Source organism: Streptomyces sp. NPDC048269, assembly GCF_040652395.1.
Taxonomy (GTDB): Bacteria; Actinomycetota; Actinomycetes; order Streptomycetales; family Streptomycetaceae; genus Streptomyces.
Map to the genome: position 1 here is coordinate 267654 of NZ_JBEZLW010000004.1, position 13655 is coordinate 281308.

The window sequence follows — 13655 nt, forward strand, 5'->3', positions numbered from 1 at the left end:
CCGGGTTTGCCGGCCCGGCTCAGCCGGGGTTCAGGTCGGACTCGTCGTACTCCGCCGCCGATCCGGCCGCGGTGAGCTCCCGCAGCTCCACCCGGCGGATCTTGCCGGACACGGTCTTCGGGAGCTCGCCGAACTCGATGCGGCGGATCCTCTTGTACGGGGACAGCACCGCGCGGGAGTGCTCGAACAGCGCCCGGGCCGTCTCCGGTCCGGGCTCCCAGCCGGCGGCGAGGGTGACGTACGCCTTCGGCACGGCGAGGCGGAGCGGGTCGGGGGCCGGGACGACGGCGGCCTCGGCCACGGCCTCGTGCTCCAGCAGGGCGCTCTCCAGCTCGAAGGGGCTGATCTTGTAGTCGGAGGCCTTGAAGACGTCGTCGGAACGCCCGACGTAGGTGAGGTACCCGTCGGCGTCGCGCGAGGCGATGTCACCTGTGCGGTAGAGCCCGTCCGCCATGGCCTCGGCGGTGCGCTCGGGGTCGTCGCGGTAGCCGGTGGTCACGCCGGCGGGCTTCGTGCGCAGGTCCACGCAGAGCTCGCCCTCGTCGGGGGACTCCTTGCCCGTGACGGGGTCCAGGAGGACGATCTCGTAGCCGGGTGCGGGACGGCCCATGGAGCCGGGCTTGACGGAGACCCCGGGGAAGTTGCCGACCTGGAGGGTGGTCTCGGTCTGGCCGAACCCGTCGCGGATGGTGATGCCCCAGGCCTCGCGGACCTTCTCGATCACCTCCGGGTTGAGCGGCTCGCCGGCGGCGACGGCCTCGCGCGGGGGCCTGGCCAGCCGGGTGAGGTCGGACTGGATCAGCATCCGCCACACGGTGGGCGGCGCGCAGAAGGTGGTCACGCCGTGCCGGTCCATCTCGTCCATCAGCCGCTCGGCGTCGAAGCGGGCGTAGTTGTGGACGAAGACGGTCGCGCCGGCGTTCCAGGGGGCGAAGAGGTTGGACCAGGCGTGCTTGGCCCAGCCGGGCGAGGCGATGTTGAGGTGGACGTCTCCCGGGCGCAGCCCGAGCCAGTACATGGTGGAGAGGTGCCCGATGGGGTACGAGGCGTGCGTGTGCTCCACGAGCTTGGGGCGGGCGGTGGTGCCGCTGGTGAAGTACAGCATCAGCGGGTCGGTGGCGAGGGTCTCGCCGTCGGGGGTGAAGGCACCCTCGGCCGCGTACATGTCGTCCAGTCGCCGCCAGCCGGTGGGGGCCTCGGGTCCGGCGGCGATCCGGGTGTAGGTCCCCGGCACCCCGTCGAACTTGGCGGTGTCCTCGGCACGCGCGATGACGTGGCGTACGTGGCCCCGCTCGATGCGGTCGCGCAGGTCGGCCGGGCCGAGCAGCGGGGTGGCGGGGATGACGACGGCACGCATTTTCATCGCGCCGAGCACGATCTCCCACAGCTCGCGCTGGTTTCCGAGCATGACCAGGACCCGGTCCCCGGCGGCCACCCCCTGCTCGCGCAGCCAGATGGCGGCCGCGTCGGACCGTACGGACAGCTCCGCGAAGGAGAGGGCCTGGCTGGTGCCGTCCTCCTCGACGATGCGCAGGGCGTCGGCGTCGTTCCCGGCGGCGATGTGGTCGAACCAGTCCAGGGCCCAGTTGAAGCGGTGGGGTCGGGGCCAGGTGAATCCGGCGTGGGCGGCCGCGTAGTCCCCGCGGCGTTCCAGCAGGAAGTCCCGCGCGGCCAGGAACTGGGCGGTGGCGCTGTTCGGCGCACTGTCGGTCTGCGCACTCTCGGTCGTCATGCCAGGCATCGTGCCGCGTGCGCCGTACGGACCACCAGAGCGGCGTCAGCCGTGGATTGACGCGAAGCGTACGGAGACCTTTCCGGGGTCCCGTCCGGGGTCCCGCCCGCTGTCCCGCCCCGGGTCCGCGGGTCCTCCGCTCATGGTTGCGACCATCAGCTCGGCCTCGGTGGCGATCTCCTCCTTCAGCGCCGGGGAGACGTTCCCGAACAGCTCGACGGTGATCGCGTTCCGCTCCTGCTTCCAGAGGCCGCCGAGGAATCCGTCGACGAGCAGGGTGCAGTGGGCCTGGTTCCCCGTCCAGGTGCGCCCCTTGATCTCGGGGGCGACCACGCGGGAGCGGTCGGCGTGGGAGAGGAGGAGGTTGTCGAATTCGGGGAGGAAGCGGGGTGGCGCCGGGGTGTCGGCGTGGGGCCGGGGCGCCTCGGGCAGGTCGAAGAGCTCGACGCCCTTCTCGTCGCGGAAGACGGCCAGGCCGGGACGCAGCCGCTCGAAGGCCTCCCGGAGGCGGGTGAGCCCGGCCCAGACCTGCATGTCCTTGACGGAGGCGGGTCCGAACGCGGCGAGGTAGCGCAGCACGACCTCGTCCACGGGCTGCGCCTCCCCGGCGGGCTGAGCGAGCCAGTTCTCCACGGTGGTGAGGCGGACCCCGCCGCTGCGCCCCCACACTCCGCGGGGCGTGACCTGGACCAGTGGCAGCCGGCACCGGGCGGCGACGGACAGGGACTGCGGGTCGGCGTCGGGCCACTCCTGGAGCAGCTCCTCGCGGATCTCCCCCATGGTGCGCGGCTCGCTCTCGACGAAGGCGCGGGCGAGCTCGGCGAGCCGTTCCAGGTCCACTCCGGCGAGGCCCTTGCGGAAGTAGTTCACCTCCCGGTCCCGGGCGGGCTGGACGAGGGGCCTGAGGGTCAGGGCGTCGTGGGCGGTGTGCGTGTGGATGGTGGAACGCATGGTGACCATCCGGACGGCTTCCCGCGACTCCATGAGACCGGCCAGCTCGGCGGGCCGGAAGCCTGCGAGGCGGGCGTGGAGCTGGAAATAGGGGGGCTTGACGTTCTGCGCCTGGAGGCCCAGGAGGTGCGCGAGGGCGTCCCGCGCGGACATCTCTGCGCGGCTCAGCAGCAACTGGCGGGCGAGGGTGGCACGGTTGAGAGCGCGGGTGTCGAGTACGGGATGCGTCGTCCTGGAGGCCATGACTGCAAACTAACGCTCCTTGCGGACACCTTCTGTCCGCAAGGAGGCGGCGAGTTCAAGGAAAGACCGGCCACCGAACTCCAGACACCAGGCCCGGCGCCCCTTTCTCCCGTATATCCTGCCTCTTGCCCCTAAACAGACGTTCGATCCTTCGACCGGGAGCAGACCTGCGATGTCGGAGCGCCGCCCAGACCGCCACCCCTCGCCGTCCGCCGGCAAGCGCACGGGCTGGCGTCGCCCGGCCTCCCCGGCCGACACGCCCCCGGCGGGACCCCCGGCCGCTCCGCAGCCCGCCCCGGATGCGCCCACTCCCCCGAACCACCGCAGCGTGATCGACTCGGCCGTCTACCGCGACGGCCGCCGCATCGCATCCCCCGCCAGCCTGGCGGACACCTTCCGGCGACTGCGGGAGGAACCGGACGGCATGGCCTGGATCGGCCTGCACCGCCCCACCGAGCCCGAACTCCATTCCCTTGCCGCCGAGTTCAACCTCCACGAACTCGCCGTGGAGGACGCCCTGGAGGCCCATCAGCGCCCCAAGCTGGAGCGTTACGGCGACACTCTGTTCGTCGTACTGCGCGCCGCCCGCTACCTGGACGCGCAGGAGGAGGTGGACTTCGGCGAGCTCCACATCTTCGTCGGCCCGGACTTCCTGATCACGGTCCGCCACGGCGGCGCCCCGGACCTCTCGTCCGTGCGCCGCCGCATGGAGGAGACCCCGGAACTCCTCTCCCTCGGCCCCGAGGCCGCCCTGTACGCCATCCTCGACGCGGTGGTCGACGGCTATGCCCCGGTCGTCGAAGGCGTCCAGACCGACATCGACGAGATCGAGACGGAGGTCTTCCGCGGCGACCCGGCGGTGTCCCGCCGCATCTACGAGCTCTCCCGCGAAATGGTCGAGTTCCAACGCGCCACCCGCCCCCTGGTGGGCATGCTCCACGGCCTGATGGCGGGCTTCGCCAAATACGGCACGGACGAGGAACTCCAGCGCTACCTCCGCGACGTGGCCGACCACGTCACCCACACCAGCGAACGCGTCGACGGCTTCCGCCAGGCCCTCACGGAAATCCTGACGGTGAACGCCACCCTGGTCTCCCAACAACAGAACGCCGAAATGCGCGCCCTCGCCGAAGCCGGCTTCGAACAGAACGAGGAAATCAAGAAGATCTCCTCCTGGGCCGCCATCCTCTTCGCTCCCACGTTGGTCGGCACCATCTACGGCATGAACTTCGAGCAGATGCCTGAGCTGAGTTGGAGCTTCGGATACCCCTTCGCGGTCGGCTTGATGGGCGTGGTTTGCGTAAGTTTGTACGTGATTTTCAAGCGTCGGGACTGGCTCTAGGGGTCGACCGGCTCCACCCACGCAGCGTACATAGTTTGCTGTTGCATCTCCGGAATGGGTGTTCATACGGGGCGCTGGGGAGTCCCTGGGGAGAAGTGACGGTAATCTCGTCTACCTACCTCCGGCCAGGCCCTGACCAGGACTTTTGCCCTCCTGGCGTCGCTGGGGAGAATCGGCTGACGACCCAGGTCTTGCGTCTGCGGCTTCGGCCCTGTCCCGCTTTCCTGGTCAACATCTCACCGTGGCCCTTGCTGCACCCGCAACGGATCACAGAGAGTGACATCGCTGCTGAACGGAGGCACCCTCGGCCCGCTCCGTACGCCTCCCGATGCCGGCGCTGAACCGGCCGCCACCCACCGCCCGCGAAGGCCGCCGACGTCAGCATGCGTGCCGGAGTGGTCTGCTACCCGATGGTGTCCCGCCGAGGACACCATCGGGGGCGCCGAGTGGACCGATGACGAAGCCTTCGCCGCCTACGGCCTGGACGAGACCACCATCGCCACTCTTCGTACCCGGGCCGTGGAGTGGGCCGACGACCTCGCGGCCCGACTCCTCGAAGAGTCCGATGATCCGGACATCGACTGATCGAATCCGGACGAGACGCATCTGCAGGCTGCCGACGAGACCGACCAGCCCCAAGAGCTCCGACTCACGCGGCTCAGACACCCGGACGGGCTACGAAACCCGGCATCACGCCGCGTCCGCACATGTCGAGGGATGCGACAGCCGTGGCCGGTAGGGCCATGCGCTCCCGAGCGCCTTTACCGCCCCGCGAAAGGTCGCGAGGGCAGAAGATACCCGCTGCGGGCGGCGTCGGGACCGTGTATGCCCCGAAGGACGGTGGCCGCCACAACCGGGATTGAGCCGGGCATACCGGCAGCGCCATGATGGGGCCGTTCGAGTGGCCCCGGTGCCGTAGGAGCAGTAGATGCGGCGAGACGGGAAGACGGCCCCGTCCGATCTCCAGCTGAGATCGTGCTGCACGGCACAAGACCGCCCCTGTGGCGGCGCCTTGTGCTGCCGTCCGATACCTCGCTCGGGACGCTGCACGACGCCATCCAGGTCGCCTTCGGATGGCACGGTGGCCATCTGCATCTCTTCACCGACGAGTTCGGCCGGGGGTACGGCGATGCGGCCCGGCTCACCGGCATCGATCTCGGCTTCGGCCACGAGGTCGGCGACGAGGACGCCACCGCGCTCGGCGACGTGCTGGCCGAGGAGAAGGCACGGCTGCGCTACGACTTCGGCGACGACTGGGAGCACGGGATCACGCTGGAGAAGACACTGCCGCGCCCGGTCGGCGCGGAGCGGACAGTGCGCTGCGTCGGTGGGCGTCGCGCCGATGTACCGGCCGAGGACATCGGCGGCGTGTGGGGGCTGGCCGAGGTGCTGGAGTTCCTCGACACCGCGGACGGGGCCGGGGATGGCCCGTACGGCGAGCTTGTCGCCGAGCTGCGGGCGGCGGGTTACGATCCGGCGGCCTTCGACCGGGACGGGATCACCGCGCGGCTGGCCCAGCTGACGCCGGGCACGGTGTCCGGCAATGCGAAGCCGCCGACCGGTGATGGGGCCGGGCGCGGCGGTGTCCGTCGGCTGACCGCCGAGGACGTAGGTCTTGAGTCCGTACTGGAGTTGAAGGCGACGATCTCGATGCTGGTGTTGTTGTCGTCCTTGACCGGACCGTCGTCCTTGACGATGTTGTGGAAGACCGGGTCCTGCTTGAGGACGTTGTCGCACGTGGCCGACAGTTCGGACGCGGTCAGCTCCTGTGCGAGGATCTTCGCGCTCGGACCGCATGCGTGCTTGACCGTCAGCACGGCGTGGCGCACGCGGTTCTGCAGGTCACATGTGTCGTACTCGGCGCAGTTCTCCTTTTCGAACTCGCCCGTCATCTCGGCAAGGCCGACCCAGAGCGGGGCGGTGCGTCCAGTGATCTCACTGCGGCCGAGCAGCTCCTTGACCAACGGCTTGACAGTGTCCTTGAGGTCGGCGTGCCGCAGGAAGCGGCCGAGTTCGCGTCCGGCGTTGCCGGCCAGGTAGGACTTGTCGGTGCCGAGGAGATCGTCGTGGGCGACGGCGAAGTCACGCAGTCCGGTGAGGACGCTCGGGTCCGCCTTCACGGCTTCCACGAACTCCGGCAGCTGGTGGCCGCGGAAGAGCACGGTGTAGGTGTTGTTGACCGCCGCGAGCATCCCGTAGAACTGGTCGTACGACGAGTCGTAGTCCTTCTGCAGACGCTTGACCACGTCGAGGTGGCGGGCGTTCTCTCCGGAGCTGTCGATCAGGGTGACCGTCTCGCCCAGGGTTTCCCCGTCGGCCTCGGTGACGTCAAAGGCGTGGGACGAGCCGAAGAAGGCATCCAGGGCGCCCTGGACGGCGCTCTTCAGCGTCGGGCCGTATTCACCGACGTTCTCCGGCTGGTTGTACTGGATGTAGTAGCCGGCGCGCAGGTACAGCACCACCTGGGTTGCGGAAGTGCTGTTGTCCCCCGGGTAGTCGGTCGCGACGTCCTTGAGTGCGTTCGCCACCGTGACCATCTGTTCCTCGCGGAAGAGGGCCTTGGAGTCTTCACCGGTCACGCTGAACAACGTGTTGATGCAGGTGGTTTCCGACTTCTTGATCTGCTCGGCCAGGGCAACGCCGGTCTTCGCGGTGAAGTCGCTGACGTTGCAGTCCGCCGCGGTCTTCGCCGCAGAGCGGGCCTGCTTGCGCTCCAAGGCGTTCTGGGCTGCGGGGAGCGGAGGGCGTTGCGCGGGATTCGAGGTCTTCGCGGCCGATCGCGCGGGGTCGGCGGCGTGTCCGGGGGCGAGATCGGCGGCAAGCACGGTGGCCGAGGCGGGCTGTGGGGCGGGGGCCGACCTCGGCGCGGGCTCGGGTGTCCCGGTGTCGGCCGGGGTCGCCGTGCCATTGGGGGCGAGCACGGTGAGCCCCAGGCCGGCGGCGGCCACGGCGGGTATCAGCAGTTGGGTGAGTTTCCTGAGAGTGGGGGGTTTGCGCATAGCGATGGCCTCCAGGCCGGTCGGCAGCCGTGCGTGGGGCACGGCGGTGGGGGGTGCGGACCGGATGGCAACGGAAGTTGAGCACTCCCGGAGCTGGCATAGCCGCGGAAAGTGCGACCGTACAATTTCACAGTTCACATGGCAGCGAAAGGGAGTGCAAGCATCAGAAGGAACTGATGAGCCGCCAGGGAGGTGTCTCGTCAAGGAACTTGAGCCTCCCGGACGGAACCACGTGATCGCTGGACATGCGTAACAGACCCTGCGGGCCGACTCGCCGCGGATCAGCCCCTTCGTGGAGGCGCGTCGACCGTTGAGGCGGTTCGCCTCCCGCATGTGCCAGGACCGCTCAGGGGCACGCCTTGATCTTGCTTGATGAGCGATCAGTAGTCCTCGGAGCGCCTGGGGAGAATCGACCGCGGGGCCGGGCCCCGCGGAGAACGCGCGGTGCCGAGGAGAAGGTCATGCCCCTGCCTGGCCGGCGCTGATGGCCGTCACGTGCGTGGTGCCGTCACGCAGCGCGGTGATGCGGACCTGCCCTGCGGGGAAGGGGTCCCTTCCGTTCGGGCCGGGTATCTGCGTGAAGGGGGTCCAGGAGCCGTCCGGCTTCCTGACGTGCCAGATCCGTCCGTCCAGGCCGACCGCCACGACCTGGGCCGAGCCGTCCGCGTCCCCGTGATGCCGATGGCGCTGGCCGCCATGGTGGCGCTGGTGACGCCCCGCGGGGGCAGGAATCCGGTCCAGGAGCCGTCGGGCCGACGCTGCCGGTGGTAGACCATCCCGTCGAGTCCGATCGCGAGGACCTGGGAGGAGCCGTCGGACATGCCGGTGATCGCCAGGGCCGGGCCGGAGAAGGTCGGGGCGCCGTTGGCGCCCGGCCGTCCGGTCCTGCGACGCGCTGCCAGGGCTGGAGGCGGCGGATTCGACGGCGTAGGAGGGGCCGAGGCGTAGTGCGTCCAGTACGGCGGGCGTTGACAGGCTGGTGGCGTGCACGACGTTGTGCGGCCGACCGACGGCGTCCGTGGGGCTGTGGGCGTCACTGTTGCCCACGGCGGCGACCCGCTTGCCGAGGCAGAGCATGACGTGCCAGGCGGCGATGTTGGCCGCGTCGTCCAGGGTCCACGGCGTCGTCACCGTGTCGGTCCCGCCGCCGCGCGTCGAGGCGTGCGCGACCGGTGCGGGAACCAGTGCGGCGGCTCCGCCCGCGGCCAGCAGCGCCCCTCATCGGAGCAGGGACCTGCGCTCGACACCCGGGCCGGGTACGGCCCTGTTGACTCGGCACAGTCGTGCTCTCCGTTCACGTGGGGTGGCGTGGAAGGCGTACGGGTGCGAGGGCGTACGGGTGCGGGCACGGACGGATCCGCAGGGAGGAGGCGGAGACGGCCGGGTGAGCGGCCGTCCCGCCCGGCGGGGAGGGGGAGAGCGGCGGTCCCGCCCGGGGACGCGGGACCGCCGCCGTCTAGCGGTGTGAGCGCTGGGCCTCGACGATCTGTCGTACCGAGCCGTCAACGTCGGCTCGCGCCTGGATCCGTTCGGCGAACCCGGGGAACTGCCCGGCGACGGCACTGAGCAGCCGCAGCTCCAGCGGCGCCACGTTGACCTCGCACCGGTCGCGCCGGACGGCTCGTACGACGCCGTCGGCGACCTGTCCGGGCGTCACGGTCCTGATGCCGCTCGGCGGGGTGGCGCCCGTGGCCGCGAACATCCCCGCGTCGCGGACGAAGCCGGGCTGGACGAGGGACACCCCCACCCCCGTGCCCCTGAGTTCCTGTCGCAGGGCGAGGGCGAATCCGCGCAGCCCGAACTTCGTGGCGTTGTAGAGGGACGTCGACTTCGTCGCCGCCTTGCCGGAGATGGAACCCACCAGCACGATGTGGCCGCGGCCGCGGCCCACCATGTGCTCCGTGAGCAGCCGGGACAGCACGACAGGCGCACGCAGGTTGACGTCGAGGGCGCGGTCGAGCTGCTCCTCCGTGTAGTCCAGGAGGTCACCGCTGGCGGGCAGGGCGGCGTTCGCGACGAGGATGTCCGCTTCGGCGCAGGTCTCGGCGAGCCGGACGACGTCCGACCGGACGGCCAGATCCGCGACCACGGTACGGGCGCCACAGGCGTCCGCGGTGGCCTTGAGGGCCTCTTCCCTGCGTCCGGTGACCGTGAGGCGGGCTCCCTGGGCTGCCAGGCGCGCCGCCAGGGCTGAGCCGATGCCTCCGGTCGCCCCGGTGAGCAGAACGTTCGATCCGGATATGTCCATGCTGACTCCCGTGCGGCCGCCCTCTACTGTTCGTTCGAACGAACAGTAGAGATCGCTCCGTGCCCTGTCCACACCGCCGGCATCCCCAACTCCCCACCCGTGCACGGGCGTCTCGGCGGCCGATCGGGCAGAATGTCGACATGCCCCATGCTTCCGACACCCGCCAGAGCATCATCGACGCCGTACTGCGGATCATCGGGCAGGACGGCATCGCCGCCCTCACCAACCGGCGGATCGCCAAGGAGGCCGGAGTCTCCCTCGGTTCCGTCACCTACCACTTCGCCACCCAGCACGAGCTGCTGCGCGAGAGCCTGCTGCACTTCGTGGCCGAGGAGACCCGGCACTTCACGGAGCTCGCCGACGCATGCTCCGACGAGCGCTTCGACATCGGGCAGGCGGCCGAGGTGGTGGCGCAGGTCGCGGGCGGCAACGCCTTCGACAGCCGCCACATCGCGCCGTTCGAGCTGTACGTCCAGGCCGGTCGCGACGAACGGCTGCGTTCCGCCGCGGCCGAGTGCTTCGCCGCGTACGACCTGCTGGCCACCCGGATCCTGACCCACCTCGGCGCTGCGGACCCCGAACGCCTGGCGGGTGTGGCCGTCGCCCTGGTCTTCGGGCAGCAGCTGCGCCGCCTGGCCACCGGCGCCCCCGCCGAGGACCTCGTCGACACCCTGCTGGTCCTCACGAAGTTCACCCCGGCGCAGACCTCGTAGGCGTCTGGCCGTCCGCACCCGCGCTCGCGTCGTGGCCGGCGTCACTCGCGGGCCCGTCGGTTCACGAGCACACGGGGTTCGAGGATGCCCCGCGCGTCGAGCGCGGCCCGCGAGGCCGCCGCTGCGACTGGCTGTCGGAGGCTGTAGGAGGCAGGGCGGGTGCGCAGCGGCGGCTCGCTCCTGCCTCTACCCTTGAGGCCGCCGGTTGGTGATCACGAAGAGCCATGGAAGCGATCGAAGCGATGGAACGGAGCGTGCGGTGAAGGCGGGGGAAGCGAATGGCGGAGAGCTGATAGGCAAGGTGCTCGGAGGGCGTTACCGGGTGACCTCCATGGTCGGGCGCGGCGGCATGGGAGTGGTCGCCCGGGCGGTGGACGAACTGCTGAACCGCGAGGTCGCCGTCAAGGTCCTGCGGGCCTTCACCGACGCCTCCGCAGCCGAACTGGCCGATCTGCGGGCCCGGATGCAGCGGGAGGCGCAGGCCGCCGCCCGTATCCGGCACAGCGGCGTGGTCACCGTGCACGACGTGACCGAGGAGGAGGGTCTGCCGGTCATCGTCATGGAATTCGTCGACGGGCCCTCACTCGACGACGTGTTGACGGAGCGCGGCCCGCTGGAGCCGCGCGAGGCCGCGGCGATCGGCGCCAAACTGATGGACGCGCTCGACGCCGCGCACCGGGCCGGCGTACTGCATCGGGACGTCAAGCCCGCCAACGTACTGATGGAGCACGGCGGGAGGGTCGTTCTCACCGATTTCGGCATCGCCACCATGGAAGCCTCCGATGACGACGCCATGGCCAAGCTGACCCGCAGCGGTGACATCGTCGGCTCTCTCGACTACCTGCCACCGGAGCGCGCGCAGGGCAGGGAGCCCGGGCCCGCGTCGGACATCTGGTCGCTCGGCATGACGCTGTACGCGGCGGTGGAGGGAACTTCGCCGTTCCGCCGCACTTCCGCGTGGTCCACGTTGTCGGCCATCGTCACCGATCCACTGCCGGAGCCCCGCCGGGCCGGGCCACTCGCGCCGGTGCTCCAGGCGCTGATGGCGAAGGAACCGGAGGACCGGCCCGCCGCCGACCAGGCGCGCGGCATGCTGGAGCGCGTCGCCTCGGGCCGGACGGTGTCCGAGGGCCCGGCTCCCACGCCCATAGTGGTTCCCGGGGCTGCGGCCGCCGTCGCACCGCCCCCCGGGTTCGGCCCCCCGAACTTCCCCCAGCCCACCCCGCAGCCTCAGCCTCCGCATGCCGGCTACCTTCAGCCCAACCTGCCGCCGACGCTTCCGCAGCCCGGCGCGCCGGTCGCGAGCCCCGCCGGAGTCCCCACTCCCGAAACGAGCCGCACCGCAGCCCGTGGCGCACGCGGCCGCAGCCGCACCCTCATCGCATCAGCGGCTGCCGTCGTACTCCTCGCCGCAGGCGGCGGAATCACCTACGCCCTGACCGGCCAAGAGGGCGGCACGACCGCGAACGGTGCGCAGGCGACGCCGCCCGCCGCCAGTTCCCCGGCGGGCAGCGGCCCGGGGTCCTCCGTTGCTCCGGGCGCCTCCTCGAAGCCGTCTCCCTCGGCGAACAAGACGGGTCCCGCGACGACGCCCGGCAACAACGGTGCCAAGCCGGCCGCGAGCCCGTCCGCCTCTCCGGAGAGCAAGCCCAGTTCCACGGTGAAGGAGCCCACCCCGGTGTCGACGGCCTGCACCGGCTGGAGTCACGAGAACCGCAGCAACGGCTACGGCTACCTGCTCGACAACTCCCACCTCTACACCGGGCCGTACGCGGAGTGCAGCTACGTGTCCGTGGTCAAGACCGGCGTGAAGGTCTATTACCACTGCTACATCACCAACGCCCATGGCAACAAGTGGATCTACGCCCGTGCCGAGGGCACGAACACCGAAGGCTGGATGTCCAGCACCCACCTCACCCGGGAGAGCGGCACGCTGGTGCGCTGCTAAGGCCTGTCCGGGAGGGCCGCCGGGTCGTCGGTCGGGGCGGCGTCGGATCGCGGTGCCGTCCGATCCGCCGACTGGACGTGTGGGCTGTGGGCAGGCAGGCGCACATCCATCAAGTCCGCGGCTGCCGGCCGGGTTTCATGCCGGACCCGGCGGGGCGGCGGGCGTCACGCTCCGGGGCCGGCTTGATCGTTTGCCGGGAGCCGGTTGATTCGGTACACGTCCGGCACACACAGGTTGAGGACGGTGGCGACTACGACCAGACCGGCGCACGCCATGAGTACCGTTCGGTCGTCCCAGGTGTGGACCGAGAAGGCCGTGATGAGGTAGCCGAGGGGAATCGCCAGGCGTTCGCCGACACTGTTGAACGCGCTCATGCGGCCCAATTCCGCCTGCGGCACGTGCTGTTGGAAGGCGGTGGTCCAGGCGACAATCGCGACGTCGAGGCCGATCCCCGCGAACACAGCCGTGAGCAGTACGACCAGCAGCGGCAGGCCCCACGCCATGGTGGCCAGGGGGAGGGCGAGTGCGGAGCCGGCCGCGACCGCCACGGTCAGCAGACGGTTCGGCTTCCAGCGCAGGCACACCAGTGTTCCGGACAGCAGGCCGGTGGCGAAGGCTGCCTGGACCAGTCCCCAGTCACGCGCGCCCGCGTACCGCTGCGCGGCGACGACGGGACCGAGCAGCTGGAAGCCGGCCAGCCATGCGGCGACGAGGACGGTCCCGGCCGCCGTGTAGGTCCACAGCCAGGTACGCGACCAGAAGCTGCTCCACCCGGCCCGCAGGTCCCCCAGAGCGCTCGTGACGGTGGGAGGAGCGTCCAGGCGGAGTCCGAGGAGCAGGAAGGCCGCCACGGCGAAGGTGAGTGCGTCCCAGGCCAGGGCCCAGGCGGAACCGCTGGCAGCGACGACGAGCCCGCCGATGACGGGACCGAGTACCTTGAGCGCGTTGCTCGGCAGCCGGAGCAGGGCGTTGGCCTGCTGCAGGTGCTCGGCGGGGACGATCTGGCCCATGGCTCCCTGAGCGGCGGGCACGGTCAGGGCCATCGCGATTCCCGAGGCGAAGCCGCAGAGGGCGATGGTCGTCGTCGTCGCATGACCGGCGGCGACAGTCATGGCCAGCGCTCCCTGCGCGGCGGCTGCGAGCAGGTTGCCCAGGAAGAGGATCCGGCTGCGGGAAAGGCGGTCTGCGAGCACTCCCCCCATGAGGAGGAAGACGATCGTCGGGACGGTGTTCATGGCGAGCACCAGGCCGAGGGACCGGGCCCCTCCCCCGAGGTCGATGACCGAGTAGGCCAGTGCGAGCGGAGCCATCGCGGACCCGGTGGCGGAGATCAGGTTGGCGAGCACGAATCGCCGAAACGCCGCGACCCTCAAGGGCGCCGTACGGGTCGTCGGTGAGGCTGCGGCGGTTTTCATGATCTCCCTCGAGTCGGTGCGGCGAGCACCTTAGTGCAGGGTGTGCCCGGTGGGAGTACGCGCC

At 70.5% G+C, this 13655-nt stretch carries 10 protein-coding genes and 1 pseudogene; 5 read left to right on the top strand and 6 right to left on the bottom strand.

The genetic code is table 11. From position 1 onward, the window contains the following. Positions 1 to 19 precede the first annotated feature (19 nt). A complete protein-coding gene (locus tag AB0D48_RS06860; RefSeq protein WP_362391567.1) occupies positions 20 to 1732 on the bottom strand; it encodes an AMP-binding protein in 1713 nt (570 codons plus the stop codon). A gap of 45 nt (positions 1733 to 1777) precedes the next feature. Then, on the bottom strand, positions 1778 to 2926 hold the full coding sequence (locus AB0D48_RS06865) for a winged helix DNA-binding domain-containing protein (protein ID WP_362391568.1): 1149 nt from the start codon (positions 2924 to 2926) through the stop codon (positions 1778 to 1780). Between the two features lie 172 nt (positions 2927 to 3098). Between AB0D48_RS06865 and AB0D48_RS06870 the strand changes: the two genes are divergently transcribed. From AB0D48_RS06870 to AB0D48_RS06880, 3 genes and pseudogenes are all read left to right on the top strand, one after another. Continuing rightward, the gene (locus tag AB0D48_RS06870) at positions 3099 to 4268 is read left to right on the top strand and encodes a magnesium and cobalt transport protein CorA (protein WP_362391570.1); all 1170 of its coding nucleotides are present in this window, start codon (positions 3099 to 3101) and stop codon (positions 4266 to 4268) included. Between the two features lie 387 nt (positions 4269 to 4655). After that, the gene (locus AB0D48_RS06875) at positions 4656 to 4853 is read left to right on the top strand and encodes a hypothetical protein (RefSeq protein ID WP_362391725.1); all 198 of its coding nucleotides are present in this window, start codon (positions 4656 to 4658) and stop codon (positions 4851 to 4853) included. Between the two features lie 429 nt (positions 4854 to 5282). Continuing rightward, positions 5283 to 5702, top strand: a pseudogene (locus tag AB0D48_RS06880) (plasmid pRiA4b ORF-3 family protein); the annotation flags it as partial. Positions 5703 to 5734: 32 nt separating this feature from the next. Here the strand turns inward: AB0D48_RS06880 and AB0D48_RS06885 are convergent. The 3 genes from AB0D48_RS06885 to AB0D48_RS06895 form a co-directional block, all read right to left on the bottom strand. Next, on the bottom strand, positions 5735 to 7309 hold the full coding sequence (locus AB0D48_RS06885) for a M9 family metallopeptidase N-terminal domain-containing protein (RefSeq protein ID WP_362391572.1): 1575 nt from the start codon (positions 7307 to 7309) through the stop codon (positions 5735 to 5737). A 417-nt stretch (positions 7310 to 7726) separates the two neighbouring features. Further along, positions 7727 to 7912, bottom strand: coding sequence for a hypothetical protein (locus AB0D48_RS06890; protein ID WP_362391574.1), 186 nt, complete (start codon positions 7910 to 7912; stop codon positions 7727 to 7729). Positions 7913 to 8723: 811 nt separating this feature from the next. Then, positions 8724 to 9515, bottom strand: a complete 792-nt coding sequence (locus AB0D48_RS06895; RefSeq protein WP_362391576.1) for an SDR family NAD(P)-dependent oxidoreductase — start codon at positions 9513 to 9515, stop codon at positions 8724 to 8726. 140 nt (positions 9516 to 9655) lie between these two features. Here AB0D48_RS06895 and AB0D48_RS06900 point away from each other — a divergent pair, with 140 nt between their 5' ends. Together AB0D48_RS06900 and AB0D48_RS06905 are read left to right on the top strand one after the other, a co-directional pair. Next, entirely contained in the window at positions 9656 to 10228 is a 573-nt protein-coding gene (locus tag AB0D48_RS06900) for a TetR family transcriptional regulator (RefSeq protein ID WP_362391578.1), read from the top strand. A gap of 259 nt (positions 10229 to 10487) precedes the next feature. Then, positions 10488 to 12176 carry a protein kinase gene (locus AB0D48_RS06905; RefSeq protein ID WP_362391580.1) on the top strand — a complete coding sequence of 563 codons (1689 nt, stop codon included), beginning with the start codon at positions 10488 to 10490 and terminating at the stop codon, positions 12174 to 12176. A gap of 164 nt (positions 12177 to 12340) precedes the next feature. Here the strand turns inward: AB0D48_RS06905 and AB0D48_RS06910 are convergent, their stop codons facing one another. Then, positions 12341 to 13591 (bottom strand): MFS transporter, encoded by a 1251-nt coding sequence (locus tag AB0D48_RS06910; protein ID WP_362391582.1) that lies wholly within the window; start codon positions 13589 to 13591, stop codon positions 12341 to 12343. Positions 13592 to 13655: the final 64 nt, after the last annotated feature.